This window comes from Thalassobacterium maritimum, from assembly GCF_031127805.1.
Taxonomy (GTDB): domain Bacteria; phylum Verrucomicrobiota; class Verrucomicrobiia; order Opitutales; family Coraliomargaritaceae; genus Thalassobacterium; species Thalassobacterium maritimum.
In genome coordinates this window covers 64,543-80,700 of the sequence record NZ_JARXHW010000016.1, presented here as the reverse complement: position 1 = coordinate 80,700, position 16,158 = coordinate 64,543, and the positions used below count along the sequence as shown (strand labels likewise).

At 53.6% G+C, this 16,158-nt stretch carries 16 protein-coding genes; 10 read left to right on the top strand and 6 right to left on the bottom strand.

The genetic code is table 11. The features are described from left to right. Window positions 1-25 precede the first annotated feature (25 nt). The 4 genes from QEH52_RS08900 to QEH52_RS08885 are packed head-to-tail and all read left to right on the top strand — an operon-like array spanning window position 26 to window position 5,277. Window positions 26-1,201, top strand: a complete 1,176-nt coding sequence (locus QEH52_RS08900) for a glycerate kinase family protein (protein ID WP_308949824.1) — start codon at window positions 26-28, stop codon at window positions 1,199-1,201. After that, on the top strand, window positions 1,191-1,853 hold the full coding sequence (locus tag QEH52_RS08895; RefSeq protein ID WP_308949822.1) for a DUF2062 domain-containing protein: 663 nt from the start codon (window positions 1,191-1,193) through the stop codon (window positions 1,851-1,853). The genes QEH52_RS08900 and QEH52_RS08895 overlap by 11 nt, the downstream gene beginning before the upstream one ends. After that, window positions 1,846-3,087, top strand: a complete 1,242-nt coding sequence (locus tag QEH52_RS08890) for a DUF1343 domain-containing protein (protein ID WP_308949821.1) — start codon at window positions 1,846-1,848, stop codon at window positions 3,085-3,087. The genes QEH52_RS08895 and QEH52_RS08890 overlap by 8 nt, the downstream gene beginning before the upstream one ends. A 57-nt stretch (window positions 3,088-3,144) precedes the next feature. After that, window positions 3,145-5,277: a glycoside hydrolase family 36 protein gene (locus QEH52_RS08885; RefSeq protein ID WP_308949819.1), complete on the top strand. Its 2,133-nt coding sequence runs from the start codon at window positions 3,145-3,147 to the stop codon at window positions 5,275-5,277. Window positions 5,278-5,451: 174 nt separating this feature from the next. Here QEH52_RS08885 and QEH52_RS08880 read toward each other — a convergent pair whose 3' ends face one another. Further along, a complete protein-coding gene (locus QEH52_RS08880; protein WP_308949818.1) occupies window positions 5,452-7,551 on the bottom strand; it encodes an FAD-binding protein in 2,100 nt (699 codons plus the stop codon). Window positions 7,552-7,609: 58 nt separating this feature from the next. Continuing rightward, on the bottom strand, window positions 7,610-8,626 hold the full coding sequence (locus QEH52_RS08875; RefSeq protein WP_308949817.1) for a hydroxyacid dehydrogenase: 1,017 nt from the start codon (window positions 8,624-8,626) through the stop codon (window positions 7,610-7,612). Window positions 8,627-8,745: 119 nt separating this feature from the next. Between QEH52_RS08875 and QEH52_RS08870 the strand changes: the two genes are divergently transcribed. The 6 genes from QEH52_RS08870 to QEH52_RS08845 all read left to right on the top strand — a co-directional run bounded on the left by QEH52_RS08870 (window position 8,746) and on the right by QEH52_RS08845 (window position 13,495). Next, window positions 8,746-9,282: a helix-turn-helix domain-containing protein gene (locus tag QEH52_RS08870; RefSeq protein WP_308949816.1), complete on the top strand. Its 537-nt coding sequence runs from the start codon at window positions 8,746-8,748 to the stop codon at window positions 9,280-9,282. A gap of 2 nt (window positions 9,283-9,284) precedes the next feature. Further along, window positions 9,285-10,046, top strand: coding sequence for a sugar phosphate isomerase/epimerase family protein (locus tag QEH52_RS08865; RefSeq protein ID WP_308949815.1), 762 nt, complete (start codon window positions 9,285-9,287; stop codon window positions 10,044-10,046). A 24-nt stretch (window positions 10,047-10,070) separates the two neighbouring features. After that, window positions 10,071-10,886, top strand: coding sequence for a sugar phosphate isomerase/epimerase family protein (locus QEH52_RS08860; RefSeq protein ID WP_308949814.1), 816 nt, complete (start codon window positions 10,071-10,073; stop codon window positions 10,884-10,886). Window positions 10,887-10,955: 69 nt separating this feature from the next. Then, complete coding sequence (locus tag QEH52_RS08855) at window positions 10,956-11,324, top strand: four helix bundle protein (RefSeq protein ID WP_308949812.1); 369 nt, start codon at window positions 10,956-10,958, stop codon at window positions 11,322-11,324. 91 nt (window positions 11,325-11,415) lie between these two features. Then, a complete protein-coding gene (locus QEH52_RS08850) occupies window positions 11,416-12,567 on the top strand; it encodes a Gfo/Idh/MocA family protein (RefSeq protein WP_308949811.1) in 1,152 nt (383 codons plus the stop codon). Between the two features lie 139 nt (window positions 12,568-12,706). Continuing rightward, window positions 12,707-13,495: a 3-ketoacyl-ACP reductase gene (locus QEH52_RS08845; protein WP_308949809.1), complete on the top strand. Its 789-nt coding sequence runs from the start codon at window positions 12,707-12,709 to the stop codon at window positions 13,493-13,495. A 623-nt stretch (window positions 13,496-14,118) separates the two neighbouring features. On the opposite strand, the gene dusB is transcribed toward QEH52_RS08845, so the two are convergent. The 4 genes from dusB to QEH52_RS08830 form a co-directional block, all read right to left on the bottom strand. Continuing rightward, window positions 14,119-15,108, bottom strand: coding sequence for a tRNA dihydrouridine synthase DusB (dusB, locus tag QEH52_RS08840; protein ID WP_308949808.1), 990 nt, complete (start codon window positions 15,106-15,108; stop codon window positions 14,119-14,121). 21 nt (window positions 15,109-15,129) lie between these two features. After that, window positions 15,130-15,441, bottom strand: a complete 312-nt coding sequence (locus tag QEH52_RS20710; protein WP_425609284.1) for a DUF5615 family PIN-like protein — start codon at window positions 15,439-15,441, stop codon at window positions 15,130-15,132. Window positions 15,442-15,479: 38 nt separating this feature from the next. Next, window positions 15,480-15,698: a DUF433 domain-containing protein gene (locus QEH52_RS08835; protein ID WP_308949807.1), complete on the bottom strand. Its 219-nt coding sequence runs from the start codon at window positions 15,696-15,698 to the stop codon at window positions 15,480-15,482. A 93-nt stretch (window positions 15,699-15,791) separates the two neighbouring features. Next, window positions 15,792-16,025, bottom strand: a complete 234-nt coding sequence (locus QEH52_RS08830; protein ID WP_308949806.1) for a hypothetical protein — start codon at window positions 16,023-16,025, stop codon at window positions 15,792-15,794. Between the last annotated feature and the right edge of the window lie 133 nt (window positions 16,026-16,158).

Here is a 16,158-nt window from a genome sequence, read left to right as displayed (position 1 = left end):
GACTCGACGTTCATATTCGGTGCCTATGCATATCCTAGCCGCCTTCGATAAGTTCAAAGATTCCATGCCTGCAGATCGCGCTTGTGAAGCCGCGCTCAAAGGAGCTCAGCTCGCACTCGGTGAGTCACACATTTACACCGCCGCGCCGCTCACCGATGGCGGCGAGGGCTTTTGCCCCATCCTAACCCAATCAGTCGACGGATATATTGAATTTCACAAGGTCTGTGGACCTCTGGGTGAGGAGCTCGAAGCGCCGCTGGGTTGGGTCGAGATCGCAAAAATCCCTAAAGCCGCACGCCAATTTCTAGGCGTGAACAAGGGCAAAATGGCGATCATCGAAATGGCCTCCGTAGCAGGCTTGGAACAAGTGCCCGCAGCACAGCGCCACCCCGGCCATTGCACCACGCGCGGCGTGGGGGAGCTGATCCGCATCGCCGTGGCGGAAGAGGCCAGTGCCATACTATTAGGCATCGGTGGCAGTGCTACCAGCGACCTGGGCCTTGGCGCACTGGAAGCCTTGGGCCTGAACTTCTGCCCCAGTGGGCAAATCACCCCCGCGCAGTGGGACCAAGTGCACACGATCACAGGCAGCATCGAGCTTGAAGTGCCCCCCATCTATATCGCCTGCGACGTAGAAAATCCACTGCTCGGACCACAAGGTGCCGCCGCCATATACGGCCCACAAAAAGGCCTAGCACCTGACGAAATTACTGCCTTTGATGATGCCTCCGAGCGTGTGGCCAAACAATTGTGCCAATTTTTCGGAAAAGAAGATGCACGCCTCAAAGTGCTCGGCAGCGGCGCCGCCGGCGGACTCGGCTTCGGACTCAACGTCGCCAGCGAAGCTAGCTATGTGCCCGGCTTCGAACTAGTCACCGCTTGGCTGGATCTCGCCAGCAAAATAAAACACGCAGACCTGGTCTTAACAGGCGAAGGTAAATTCGACAACAGCTCACTCGCAGGCAAGGGCCCCTACGCTCTACTCGCAGCCGCCTACTCCAGCGATACCAATGCCATCCTCTTTGCCGGCTACGCCGAAGAGACGGCCGCACAATCCGTGCGCGATCGATTCCCCGGCACCGCAGCCTATAGCATTTCCCCCGAAGGTATTCCGCTAGCTCAAGCACTCAAAGGAGCTCCAGAGTTTTTAACACAAAAGGTAGCCGAAGTCTTGCAGAGCCGAACCACGCATGACCGCTGAGGAATCAGAGTTCAACAAGACCAAGCGGCGACGTATCCGACGGGTCAAAAAGTGGCTGCGCCCCCTCCCCCGACGCACGAATATACACCGCTACCCGATTCTCAAGTTTTTCGCCGAATCCGCTCGTAAACGCGTTTACATATGGAGTTTCCGAGTCGAGCATGCCGTGCCCGCAATCCAAGCAGGTAGCATACTGACGCTCATGCCTCTCTACGGAATACAAGTACCGCTTGCATTTCTACTCGCACTGATATTACGCGCCAATCTCCCAATAATCGCGGGACTACAAATTGTCTCCAACCCACTCACGGTATTGCCGATCTGGTATGCCGGCTACCAAACAGGACGCATTTTTTTAAATCTGATTGGCGTCGAAGTCGCACCACTGCACCACGAAGAAGTCCGCCTGCTGCTCGACAACTTCATTCATGGCGCCTGGGGCAATAAATTTGACAATCTAGCCACAGTTTTTGGAGTCACCAACCTAGGCGCCGTCATAATGGGCACCTTCTTCGGCTTAATTGGCAGCGTCACCTACCGCATCGTCGCCAACCGCACCGCCGCCAGCTACGCATTACTCCGCAGTAAAATCAACGACCGTAAATTGAAGTCAGATTCACCCCCAGCTAACCAAGACTCCAAACATGATTAAACCGCTCTGTCGCCTACTATTCTTACTACTGTTATGCACAGGGCTCGCCCATGCGGCACCCATTTACCTCGGCATCGACGTGCTAGAGCAAAGTGGCTTTCGCGCCATCGCGGGTAAACGCGTCGGCCTACTCACTCACCCTGCGGGCATCAACCGCCGCGGCGAGAGTAGCATCGATGTGCTCCGCCGCGCATCCAATGCTCGACTCGTCGCACTCTTCGGGCCCGAACATGGCATCTATGGCGACGAAAAAGCCAACGTGCCCGTCGATGATAAAATCGACCCGCGCACCGGACTACCCGTTTATTCGCTTTACGGTCAATACCGCAAGCCTACCCCCAAGATGCTAGCTGGCCTCGATGCACTCGTGATCGATTTACAAGACGTCGGCGTGCGCTCCTACACCTATGTCAGCTGCATGCGCTACGCAATGGAAGCCTGCTTTGAAAACGAAGTCGAAGTCATCATCCTCGACCGCCCCAACCCACTCGGCGGGCTCAAAGTCGACGGCCCCCCGCTCGACCGCGAATGGCGCAGCTACGTCGGCGCATTTCATGTCCCCTATGTGCACGGCCTCACCATCGCCGAGCTCGCACGCATCGCCAAACACAGTCCTGGCTGGATGGAGACACCCAATGCCACACGTGAGCAAGGCAAACTCAGCATCGTGCCCATGCAGGGCTGGAGTCGCGATATGCTGTGGACACAAACTGGACTGCGCTGGGTGCCGACCTCCCCCTACATCCCGGATCTCTCTGCCGTGCTCGGCTACGCGATGACAGGACTCGGCGCCCAAGAAGGAGGCTTCAGCCACGGCATCGGCACTCCCTATCCTTTTAGACTTCTGCGCTACAGTGGCAAATCCCCCGCCAGAGTCAAAGCGGCGCTCGAGGCAAAGAACATTCCCGGTCTAAGCTACCGTATAGTCGACACCCAAAGCGCCGCCGGCGCCCCCGTCACTGGCGTCTATGTGAGTGTCGTCGATTGGAGCCGCGTTCGCCCCACCGAGCTCAGCTTCCACATGATGCAACTCGCCGCCGCATGGTCTTCCAGCAATCCCTTTGCCGCCTCCAAGAACCCCACCCTTTTTAATAAACACGTCGGTAGCACCGCTTGGTGGGACGAAATCAAGCAACGCGGCGCTCAAGCTCGCGTCAACGCATTCGTCAACCAATGGGCACTACAAGCACAAAACTTCCAAAACGAAGTCAAACGATTCTGGCTCTACGACTAAAATTCGCCCAGCCGACCTCACCTAAAAAACAACGCCCCCCCCACTGCACGACTTCAAATGACGACCTCTCAACTCCTCAACGGTCTACAGATCGACCGAGTGACCTCAGAATCTGGAAAAACTGAATTGCGCCTCTGCCCCAGCGCAACTGCAAATCAACGCGTCGAAGCACGCAGCGCGATCACCGATCGGCCAGAGTGCAAAAAACTGAATCCCGTGATCAATGTACCTGACAGCATGGTGCAACTCAAGCTGGAAGACGACATCAGCTCCGGCGGCTTCATCGCAGGCATGAGCATGCAGAACAGCAGCAGCATTGACTACTTAGAGCAGCGCGAAGCAGTTTCCACAGATGACTCTAAAATCATAACGGCCTTCCACGACCCACGTCATCAATTAGTCGTCGAGCAACACCTCGAAGCCACCGAAGTCGAAGGCACCCTACGCGCCTGGACCACCCTCACAAATCACGGTGATCAAGCCGTCTCGCTGGAGCTACTCACTAGTTTTGTAATCTCAGGCATCACCCCATTTGTCGACAACGACGCCCCGGGGCGACTCAAAATACACCGCTTCCGATCATGGTGGAGCAACGAAGGGCGCCTCTGCAGCGAATCCCTCGAAGACTTACACCTCGAGCGAAATTGGTGTGGTTTTAACACCGTATCCGAACGCTTCGGTCAAGTGGGCACCATGCCAGTACGCAAATTCTTTCCTTTCGTCGCGATCGAAGACTGCCAGACTGGAGTACTTTGGGGCGCTCAATTGGCACACCCAGGCTCTTGGCAAATGGAAATCACTCGCCGCGGCGACAGTGTTTCGATCTCTGGCGGCCTAGCTGACTTTGAGTTTGGTCATTGGAAGAAAGCGCTGGCTCCCGGCGAAAGTTTGACGACTCCCGTCGCTCACCTAGCTTGCGTGCAGGGCGAGCTGAGCGACCTGACTGGCCAACTGGTTCGCTTGCAAGAATCGCAGCTCAAAGGCCTCCCGGAGTCGGAGCAATCTCTGCCTGTCATGTTTAATGAATGGTGCACCAACTGGGGCTCTCCCAGTCATGAAAAGACGATGGCACTCGCCAAACGTCTACTCGGCACAGGTATCCGCTACCTCGTCATCGACGATGGCTGGGCCAAGCGCCCCCCCGAAGCCACCATGCAATCCAACGGTGACTGGGAAGTCGACAGCGAGAAGTTCCCTTCAGGTATCGGCGCAGTTTGCCAAGAACTCCGCGAACTCGGCTATATCCCCGGCATTTGGTTTGAGTTCGAGGTTTGCAATCCCGGATCCAAGGCATGGGAACAAGCCGAACATCACCTGCAACGTAACGGCAAGCCTCTACAAGTCGGCAGCCGTCGTTTCTGGAATCTAAATGATCCATGGGTGCAAGACTATCTCGGCGAGAAACTGATTGATTTCCTAAACGACAATCAGCTCGGCTATCTGAAAGTCGATTACAACGACACCATCGGCATAGGCTGTGACCATCCAGATTCACTGGGCGAGGGGCTACGCCAACAAGTCAACGGCATTCAATCCACCTTCAAGCGTATCCGCGAATCTGTTACAAATCTTGTAATCGAAAATTGCTCCTCGGGCGGCCACCGGCTGGAGCCTAACATGATTGGGCTCACTTCCATGAGCTCTTTTTCAGATGCGCACGAGTCATGGAATATCCCCATCATCGCTCGTCAGTTACACTATTTAATGCCACCGCGCCAATCTCAAATTTGGGCCGTGCTCTACCCCGACGACACTGAAGAGCGCTTCTATTATTCGCTCACGGCAACCCTCTATGGCCGTATGTGCCTATCGGGCCCAGTTCACGACTTGAGCGACAAGCAAATGGCCATCGTCAAAGAAGCCGTCAGCTTCTACGAACAAGCGGCCCCGATCATCAAGAGCGGCCATAGCCGTTTCTTCGGTCCAGGCGCTCACAACTGGCACAACCCCACCTCCTGGCAAGGCCTGTGGCGAGAAAGCCACGACGGCAGCCAAGCGCTACTAGTGATTCATACCTTCGCAGGACTCCCGGACCAGGACCTCGTCATCAAGCTGCCAGCCAGCGAGTGTCGCAATTTCGTGACTAGCTTAGTCGACAGCAGCACAGAAGCCCCACTCTTCGACGGTGAAACGCTCACCCTCCCCAAGGGAGCCGAGTTCCGAGGCTACGCCCTGATATTTAAGAAATAGTGCCCCCACATGGAGATCCGGCGTCCCGCTCGATGCCAGCAAACGCATCAAGGCGGGACGCCTTGCCTCCAAAGGGCAAGCTCCCACATGGAGATCGGGCGTCCCGCCCGATGCAAAGCAAACGTATCAAGGCGGGACGCCTTGCCTCCAAAGCCTCCAAAGCCTCCAAAGGGATTAGCCTTCTTTAATCAAATACGGCCCCCAGCCTTTTTCGAAGAACTCGCGTTTAACTTCGGGCCTCAAATCCACGGGTAAGGCGTGCACTGAAACACCGTCACCCTCGCGACTAACGATCAACTTTTCTTCGCGGTCTTTGGCTTGTTCTTCAACAAAGCGAAAACGACTCAAATCCTCGTGACTCGCATCAGGGCAACGCGTGCCCTCATCCGCGCAAATCGCACGTGCCCCACGGCTCCCGCCGCCGTTTTGAATATAGTGATCCAGCGCGGTCAACACCGCCTCCGAGACCCAAACCATATGACGCCAGCGAAATGCTTGCCCCACCAAAGCAGGCGAGCCGACTCGAAGTCCATGGCTCTCAACCTCCCGCCGCAGCGCTTGGGCATCTGACAAAGCTTGAGCCACGCCCTGCTGAGTGCAAATAATACCAGCCGAATCACTCATACGAGCCTGCACTTCAGTCTTCACTTCCTTGGGTGTGCGACCATCACTATTTGCGACGAAGCTATTCGCGTCCGCCAAAGTTTCCTGTATCTGTTGCGTGATCGTAGCCTGATCAGGAGTGAACTCGGCTTTGTTTAAATGTGCCCGCTTAATCGCTACAGCCACACGCTTACCAAAGACTTGGCCGGAATTGAGCGCAGCCCCTCCAGGGCGCGTCACGCCGTGACTCCCTGCAGCTTCGCCAATAGCATAGCAGCCCGACAAGCTCGTTTGTCCCCAGTCGTTGATCAGAATGCCTCCGTTCATATGCTGATTATTCATCGCAAACTCCAAAGGCTGCTCGCACAGATCAGTTCCATGCATACGGTAGAGCTCTATCGCGAGTGGATTCATCCGGCGCAAGCGGTCGATCGGTAGATCATACAAGGCCTCGTTGTTTTCAAGATAAGCCCGCACGTCTGGATCGAGATCTTCGAGACTAAAGCTTTCCCCCTCATTCACCGGTTCTGGGTTACGTAAAAAGTCGAGATAGACCTTACGCCCCGCTTGACATTCGAGATACACCGCAAGATCGAAAAGGCTAGAGCCATAATCCAGCATCCGAGTGGAGTGGAAGGGCCATTGATAGCCCTTACGGAAAGTATTGGAAACCATCTCACGTGTCGTGCGATAATAACGCTTCAAAAAGTGAATTTCATTCCCCTCCGCATCGACGGAATAGACACGCGGCATCACTTGCACATAGGTGCCCGATAAATTCCAAGGAAAAGTCGTGCGCGGCGTGCCAATACCGAATTGGCTTTCCGTGACATTACATAACTCAATCCCGGCCTCCAAAGCGAGCCCCAAGCCACCATGACAATGATGTGGATACACACTATCTCGATACAGCTCGCCGGGGCCGCCAGTTGCAATGATTAGATCCTGGCATTGGATAAAAATGAGGCCATATTCGTTGCGTGATTCCTCACGGTGTAAGGCCACCACACCACATACGCGCTCTTCACCGTCGACTGTTTCTTTCACGATCCGGATTCCACTAGTGCTAGGCAAAATGCGCGCACCTAGCGTCAAAGCTTCTTCAAAAAGCACCTTAACCATCAGCTTTGAAGTGCGCGGACCACAACTAGTGGCACGACCTGCTTCGTCGTGGTCGGTTTGGTAACGCAAGATCGCGCCTTGATCATCGTGCGGTAAGGGTAAGCCCATAAATTGCAAACCACCAACCGCATCATTGGATCCCACAGCTTCAACATAGGCTGTCGAGAAGTCCATCGCACCGCCCGAACATAGACTTTCTGCATATTTGATAAAGTTGTCACCCTTATAGTCCGTGCTGGAAGTATACAAGGTCTGCTTATCAGAGCCTGAACATGCAGAGGTGCCCGCAAAGAGCCCCGTGCTGGCCACCAGCACATCGACACCGCGGCGGTGTAGCTCTACCGTCGCGCGCATGCCCGCGGCGCCACTACCAAGCACCAAGGCTTCGCATTGATACACGGGCACAGAAACACCGCCCAAATCTAAGCATGTATCCGAAGCGTCGATACCGCGCACCGCGGGCATATCAACGCGTGTGAGGCGATCTAGAATCTCTTGTGGAATGGAGGCAATACCATCCGAGGCGGGGCTTTCAATAGTGGCAGTCATGGTCAATTGTTTAGAGCTTATACTTTTGTGTTTAAATTAGTGTGTAACATGTAGCGTGTTAAGCGAGGCGCTCGGCGCTTTCACGCGTCAAAGGAGTCACCTGCGGCTCTCCATTCAAATAGCGGCGACATTCTTCCACGGCCAAAGCCCCCATTCGGTGGCACTCATGGCCCTGCGAGCCCGCGACATGAGGTGTCATAAATACATTCGGCAGCGCGGTAATTGGATTGCTGTGATAGGTCTTCTCATCCTGCAATAAATCCAGCACTGCAAAGAGATCGGGACGGGCCTGCAATGCCTTCAACATGCCAGGCTCATCTACAATCGCTCCGCGCGATGTATTGATAAAAGTGCCACGATCGGGCAAAGATTCCAGCATCGCCCCCGTCACCAAATTCTCAGTTTGAGGCAACCAGGGAGCGTGCAAGCTCACCACATCGCACATAGGGAAAAGGTCCTCTAAGCGCTCCACTCGAGTTACATTTAAGGATTCAAACAAATCATCGCCGGCAAAGGGATCGTATGCAAACACGTCCAAATCAAGATTCGTAAGTCGCTCACAAACAAGTTGGCCAATCGCGCCTAATGAAATAACGCCCACTTTGGAGCCATGATACACGCCTTGCACTTTTCGCCTGTAATCGGGAGCAATTCCCTCTTTTAGACGCTGGCAGCGCGTCCACGCACGCTTCAAGGCAAAGATCACCGATGCCATGGTGTAATCAGCGACTGGCACCGCATTTGCCTTGTAGGCACTGGTCAAAATAATACCACGCGCCCAAAAGGCTTCCGTCACAAAGTTACGTACACTCCCCGCACCATAAAAGAAAGCCTTCAAGGCAGGCAGCGCATCTAGCAGCGCTTCATCCAAAACAGGAGCGCCCCACCCCGAGAAAACAATCTCTACATCAGCAAAGGCCTCAGGCTGCGATAAGACATCTTCCGCACAATACACCTGACCATCATTCTTAGTCAGTTCTGCGATCTGAACGATGGCCTCCGCATTGTAAATCTCTCGAAAGCGATTCTCTGGAATCAAAAAGAGGGAACGCGGCTTATTTTTTATATGTGTCATAGGATATAAGATAGCTAAAGGAAGGCGCCATTGCACTTGCGCTAGGTTTTAATTCAGATTTTCATCTTTAAGATAAAAAAGTTGACATATTTTATCTTTGGCGCAATAAAAATCGTTAAATGAACCCCAACGAGCTCACCTTAGATTTTTCAGTGGTACGCGACTTACGTAAGCGCGCAGGCATGACATTGGACGATGTCTCACAAAAATCAGGCGTTTCGATCGCAGGTTTATCCAAGCTGGAGCGCAACCAGAACATGATCGAGCTCGACACGCTCTACCGACTCGCTCGGGTATTTGGACTCTCCGCCACCGACTTGCTCAATCTCGCAGAATCTTGCTCCGCGCATTGCAAAACTGCCGAGAGCTACACATCGGGCCCCTTTGATTTTGAAAAGGTGAGCTTCAAAGGAATCGATTGCTTCCAAGCCACCGCTAAGCGTGGCGGCAATCTATCGAAGCCCGAAGCCCACGGCGACGAATTTGAGATCTGCTGGCTACGCAGCGGACGCATACGCATCACCATGCCACGCGAAACCCATGAGCTGACACCGGGCCAAGCCCTCAAGTTCGATGCCGCACTTGCACACAGTTACGAAATTCTCGAAGACAGCGAAGTCACCATCATACACCTAGAAAAGACCCACCGATTTTAATTATGCTCCACTCCGGACTCTGCTCTATAAGTTTTCGCAAACTTTCCATAGATGAGCTAATCGCTCTCTGCGTCAAAGCCAAGATCGACGGCATTGAATGGGGTGGCGACGTGCATGTGCCCCCCGGCGACATCGAACTCGCACAATCAGTGAAAGCTAAGACCGAAGCCGCTGGCCTTGAACTCTGTTCCTATGGATCCTACTATCGCTGTAACAGTGATTCTGGTTCTTTCAGTGATGTTCTGGAAAGTGCCGACGCGCTAGGCACGCCTATCATTCGAGTATGGGCCGGACAAAAAGGCTCTGCCGATGCCGACGCCGCATACCGAGAAGAAGTCGCCGAGCACCTCCGTCGCACTGTCATCGCTGCGCGTGAAATGGACATCACGATCGCACTCGAATACCACGGCAACACGCTCACTGACACGCAAGCATCCGCACATCAACTCTTAGAAGAGGTCGGCTTGCCGGAACTCAAACTCTATTGGCAACCACGCTCGGGCGGTGATTTCGCTACTGACCTCATCGAACTCGACGCCGCACTCCCCCACCTCGCTCACGTGCACTGTTTTCACTGGGGTCCAGGTGGCTGGAAAGACCGTTACCCACTACTTGACGGCACCAAAAAATGGCAAGCCTACTTAGAGCCCATTCGACAGCTCGAAGAGGATCGCTACGTCATTCTGGAATTCGCCAAAGACGACTCCACCGAACAATTCTTAGAAGATGCACAAGTGCTTCGTAGCCTATTAAATAATAACTAAAACACCTCATATTCTGTATCCCATATGAACGATTTATCACGTCTCGCCATTCATACCATGACCACCAAGCCTTGGGACCTACCCACGGCTTGTGCTAAATATGCCGCTGCCGGCGTGCCGGGCGTGGGCCTCTGGCGTCAATGGCTGGATGGTCGCCCGCTGACAGAATCCAAAAAAATGCTGGACGACCATGGCCTTAAAGCAGTGTCGCTGGTACGTAGCGGATTCTATCCGTACTTAAACGCAAGCGAGAAGCAGGCCGCATTCGACGACAACATTAAAGCACTCGACGAGGCCGCCGCCGTCGGCGCCCCACAAGTCGTGCTCGTTTGCGGCGCGAAACCAGAGCTGAGCCTACCCGAAAATCGTCGCCACATCACCGAAGGCATCGCCTCACTAGTCGAGCACGCGAGCAAGGTCGGCGTCAAACTTTCGATCGAACCACTCCACCCCATGTATGCCGACTGTCGCAGCGCGGTGAATACAATCGGCCAGTGCAACGACATGCTCGACCAAATCGGTGATGAGTGGGTCGGCATCGCCGCCGATGTGTATCACATTTGGTGGGACCCCACACTGGAACAAGAAGTCAAACGCGCCGGCAAGCGCATCATCGGCTTTCACGTATGTGATTGGATGACGCCCACTGCCGACATGCTGAACGACCGCGGCCTCATGGGCGAGGGCTGTATCGACAACCGCGGCATCCGCCAACTGGTCGAAAGCGCCGCCGGCTTTGCCGACTGGATCGAAGTCGAAGTCTTCTCCACCCGCCACTGGGCCACCGATCAAGACGCATATCTAGCTAAAATCATCGAGGCTTACAAGCAACACGTGTAAGGCAAGAATGCCAGTTTTCCCGTTACCAGTTAACTAGTTTTCAGTTCAAAGAAACAATCGCCTAAATCAATGGCTACAATTGAACGATTCGAAGATATACAAGCTTGGCAGAAGGCTCGCGAAGTTGCTGCTGCGATCTACCAACTGTGCAAGACAGGCGAACTAGCCAAAGACTTTGGGTTACGTGATCAAATTCGACGATCTGCCGTTTCCGTGCAGTCCAACATCGCTGAAGGGTTCGGACGCGAAGGCAATAAAGAGTTCATCCGATTCCTAAGAATCGCCAAGGGCTCAAGCACCGAATTTAGATCACAACTCTACAACCTCCTAGACGCGGATTACATTACTCAAATAAAATTCGAAGAACTTTATCAACAGTCAGTCGAGACCGAGAAACTGATTGGTGGATTCATCAATTACCTAGAAAAACACATTTAACTCAAAACTAACTATCCAACTCACGACAACAACCGGTAAACCGACAACTGGAAAACCGACAACCGGTAAACTGGTAAACTAAAAAAAACCTATGAAAACACATAAAATCGGCATCATCATGAACGGCGTCACAGGACGCATGGGCACTAACCAGCACTTGCTTCGCTCCATCGACGCAATCATTAAACAAGGCGGCGTTAAGATCAGCCCCACTGAGTGCATCATGCCCGATCCTATTTTGGTCGGCCGCAACGAAACAAAGCTGAAGGCTCTGATCGAGCAAACCAGTGTTGAAAAATACACCACGGACCTCGACAGCGTCATGACGGACCCTGCGTATCCGATCTACTTCGACGCGCAAACCACACTGCGCCGTTTCGCAGCCGTCAAAGCGGCCGCCGCTGCGGGTAAGCATGTGTATTGCGAAAAGCCCACCGCGATTAAGACCGAAGATGCGTACGAACTCTATAAGATCTGCCGCGATGCCGGTGTGAAAAATGGCGTGGTGCAAGACAAGCTCTGGTTGCCAGGCATGCAAAAGTTCCAACGCTTGGTGGAGAACGACTTCTTTGGCGAAATCCTTTCTGTGCGCGGTGAGTTTGGCTACTGGGTATTTGAAGGCCACACCATCCCGGCTCAGCGTCCTTCATGGAACTACCGCAAGGAAGATGGCGGCGGTATGATCGTCGACATGCTTTGCCACTGGCGCTACGTGATCGATAACCTCTTCGGCAAAGTGAAAAGCGTGTCCTGCCTCGCAGCCACCCACATCCCTGAGCGTATCGACGAAGAAGGCAAACCTTACAAGTGCACCGCCGATGACTCTGCCTACTCCACTTTCGAATTGGAAAACGGCGTTGTTTGCCACTTCAACTCCTCTTGGAACGTGCGCGTGCGCCGCGACGACCTGCTCACCATGCAAGTCGACGGCACCAAGGGCTCAGCCATCGTCGGCTTGCGCGATGTATGGACTCAGCACTACGGTAACACACCGCGCCCAATCTGGAATCCGGATGTGCCTCAACCAATCGACTTCATGGAAGGCTGGCAGAAAGTGCCGGAGCAAGAAAACTACGATAACGCATTCAAGATCCAATGGGAACTCTTCCTACGCCACGTCGTGCTGGACGAGCCTTTCCGCTGGGACCTACTCGAAGGTGCCAAGGGCGTGCAACTGGCTGAGCTCGGCATCGAAAGCTCCGAGCAACGTAAGTGGATCGACCTGCCAGAACTGAAGGCGTAGCCTTCAATTCTGGAGTTAACTAGTTTCCAGTTAGCCAGTTTTCGGTTCATAAACCGGGAACTGGTCAACTGGTCAACTAGGCAACTCCAGAACCACAAACAAAGCAACTGCTTCAATCACTTCAACGTATTCAGAAAATATGACACCTTCAACTTCCTCCAAACCTGTCGCATTCGTCACGGGGGGCTCGCGTGGCATCGGCTTCGGCTGCGCTTCGCAACTCGCTAAGCTTGGTTTCGACATCGCTATCAATGGCATGCGCGACGAATCGGCACTGGCCGAGCCCATCGCTGCACTGAAAGCACTGGGCGCGGATGTTGTCTATTGCCAAGGCGACATCGGCTCTGCCGATGCACGCACAGCCATGCTGGATAAGATCAAAGCACACTTCGGCAAGCTAAACGTGTTGGTCAACAACGCAGGTGTGGCCCCTAAGGAACGCAAGGACATCTTGGAAGCCACCGAAGAGAGCTTCGACTATGTCGTTGGCACCAATGTCAAAGGCCCCTACTTCCTGAGCCAAGCCGCAGCCAATTGGATGATTGAACAAAAAGCCGCCGATGCGGAGGGCTTTTACGCCATCATCAATGTCGGCTCCATCTCGGCTACCGTTGTTTCAGTCAACCGCGGTGAATACTGTGTATCCAAGGCCGGTATCGCAATGATGTCGCAACTCTTTGCGGCACGCCTCGGTGAGTTTGGTATTCCAGTCTATGAGATCCGCCCGGGCGTGATCAAGACCGACATGACCAGCGGCGTCACAGACAAGTATGACGCACTCATCGAAGATGGACTCTGCGTGACCAAGCGCTGGGGCTTCCCGGACGACATCGGTAAAGCAGTGGGCTCCCTGGCATCGGGTGACTTCCCTTACTCAACAGGACAAGTCATCATGGTCGACGGCGGCCTCACCATGCCACGCTTGTAAAGCAGGCGCACCGGTATTCCCCGTCGCACAAGTCAAACAATTCACAAGCCGCCTCTCCGGTCATCGGAAGGCGGCTTTTTTTTGTGCATACGCAACAAGGCAGGACGCCTTGGCTCCAAAGCTTCAAACTCACATGGAGTTTGGGCGTCCCGCCCAATGCGATGCATACGCAACAAGGCGGGACGCCTTGGCTCCAAAGCTTCAAACTCACATGGAGGTTGGGCGTCCCGCCCAATACGACGCATACGCAACAAGGCAGGATGCTTGGCTCCAAAGCTTCAGACTCACATGGAGCTTGGGCGTCCCGCCCAATACGACGCATACGCAACAAGGCAGGACGCCTTGGCTTCAAAGCTTCGGGCTAACATGGAGTTTGGGCGTCCCGCCCAATGCGATGTATACGCAACAAGGCGGGACGCCTTGGCTCCAAAGCTTCAGACTCACATGGAGGTTGGGCGTCCCGCCCAATACGACGCATACGCAACAAGGCGGGACGCCTTGGCTCCAAAGCTTCAGGCTCACATGGAGCTTGGGCGTCCCGCCCAATACGACGCATACCCAACAAGGCGGGACGCCTTGGCTCCAAAGCTTCAGGATAACATGGAGCAACAAGCCCCCTGCACTTACTCGGATTGCTCGATACGCGCGATGTGCATCTGCGCCACCCGTTCCAAATCCTCGATCTGATTCACTTGACCGAGGGAACCACGAATCCTGCGCGAGCCCTCCATGCCTTTAGTCAGAGCGATAAACTTAGGGCGCATCCAGCGCAAGTCGCTGTGTCGCTGCTCGCGAAAAGGTCGCGCCATAATTTTACGTGTGTAATCAATAATCGTATCCCAACGCTCAGCGATGCTTGGGGGCTCGGGCACCACGCCATGTTTCAAATAGTGCTTAATATCGCGAAAGATCCAAGGGTAGCCTAGCGCTGCACGCCCGATCATTAAGCCCGCGCAGCGGGTCTGCTCGCGAATGCGGATCACATCTTCAGCGCTGCTGATGTTGCCATTGCCAATCACCGGGATCGTCAATTCTTCAGCCACCTCCGCGATCACCGGCCAATTGGCATCGCCACGGTAGCCTTGCACCTTGGTACGCCCGTGGATTGCGAGCGCTTGCGCGCCCTCGCCTTCCACGATGTGCCCGACTTCTTTGGCCACGATCGTATCGTCATCCCAACCAGTGCGAATTTTAACAGTCACTGGTGTATCTGGCACCGCTTTCACCACAGCACCCGTCACCTGCCCCAGCTTCTTTGGATTGCGCAACATCGATGAGCCCGCGTCCATGCAGATCACACGATCCGCCGGACAACCAAAATTGATGTCAATAAAATCGGGCTGCAAGCGCTCTGTTAGCATGCGTGCTGCGGCAGCCATCGACTCCGGATTTGAGCCAAAGATCTGCACCCCCATCGGACGTTGCGCCTCCGTAAAGTCCACCGTCTCCCACAGTTTCGGGTCCTCACGTGTCAAGGCATCTGCCTGCACAAACTCAGTCACCATCACATCCGCGCCCTGCTGCTTGCAGAACTCGCGAAAAATGATGTCGGTAAACCGGGCCATCGGCGCGAGATACAACGGGAATTGCCCATTTTGAAACCAAGGAAGCATAGTGTTCTTCTTCTAAAAATATTAGGAATTTGAGTCCTCTGAAAGAATCAACAGCGAAGACGTTGTTTCTTCCAGAAAACTACGAATAGGCTCCAAACTGGAACGACAAAATTCTTCCTCCATTGATCGAGCTGAATTTTTAAGTTTAAACCAAACGACCTTGGGCGGTGCCCCGTAGACCAAACTTCTTTGATGAAAGTCGGAATCCTTAGTCACAATCGAATAGCCATTCTGCTTAGCAAACTCCCAAATTTCAGAGTCGGAGCAATGTTCAAGATGATAAAAGCGAAGATGGTGCGCCTCTGGAAACACATCCCGCAACGACCTTACCATGCGAAATGAGAAATGCTGATCAAAGAGCAATTTCATGCTTATGCAGAAATCAAACGTTTCTCACGGTCGGCTGCAAATTTGTAACAGGCCTGAATATCTTCGATCGTCAGTTCGGGGTAATCCGCTAAAATATCTTCGTGGCTCATGCCTGCTGCCAGCCAGTCAAAAACATCGTAAACCGTAATTCGCATGTGACGAATGCACGGTTTCCCTGAGCGTTTATCAGGCTCCACTGTAATCCGATCCATATATTCCATTTTTCAAATCTACAGGATCAGGCATCTTAAGCAATCTCAAGATTTTCTTAAGATGCCTGATGGGATTCATTCCAAATATCGAGCTGTAATCGTTTAAATTTTGTAGGCCTTCACCAAGGACTTCGCTTTTCGCTTTAAACTCGCGGGGGCCGACTTAGTAGTGGCTAGTTTTTCCAGCGCCTGAATCACGGCCTCGTCTGGCAAAAGATCTAGAATAAATGTTTCCTCTAGTATTTCGCCGAGCCGTTGCAGAGCTTTTTCACGGCTCTTCAGCTCCGCGTCATCTTGGCGAATTTGACTGATTAATGTTTTTTCTTCGGCTGTCATACGGAGAGTCCAAGCGCTACATGGTTGCACATGCAGTTAAATTAAAACGAGATATTAAAATGAAATGAATGGCTAGATGGGTCGATGTGCTTGCCCCCCTTTCGGGAGGGTGTCATACAAGCATGTTATCAAA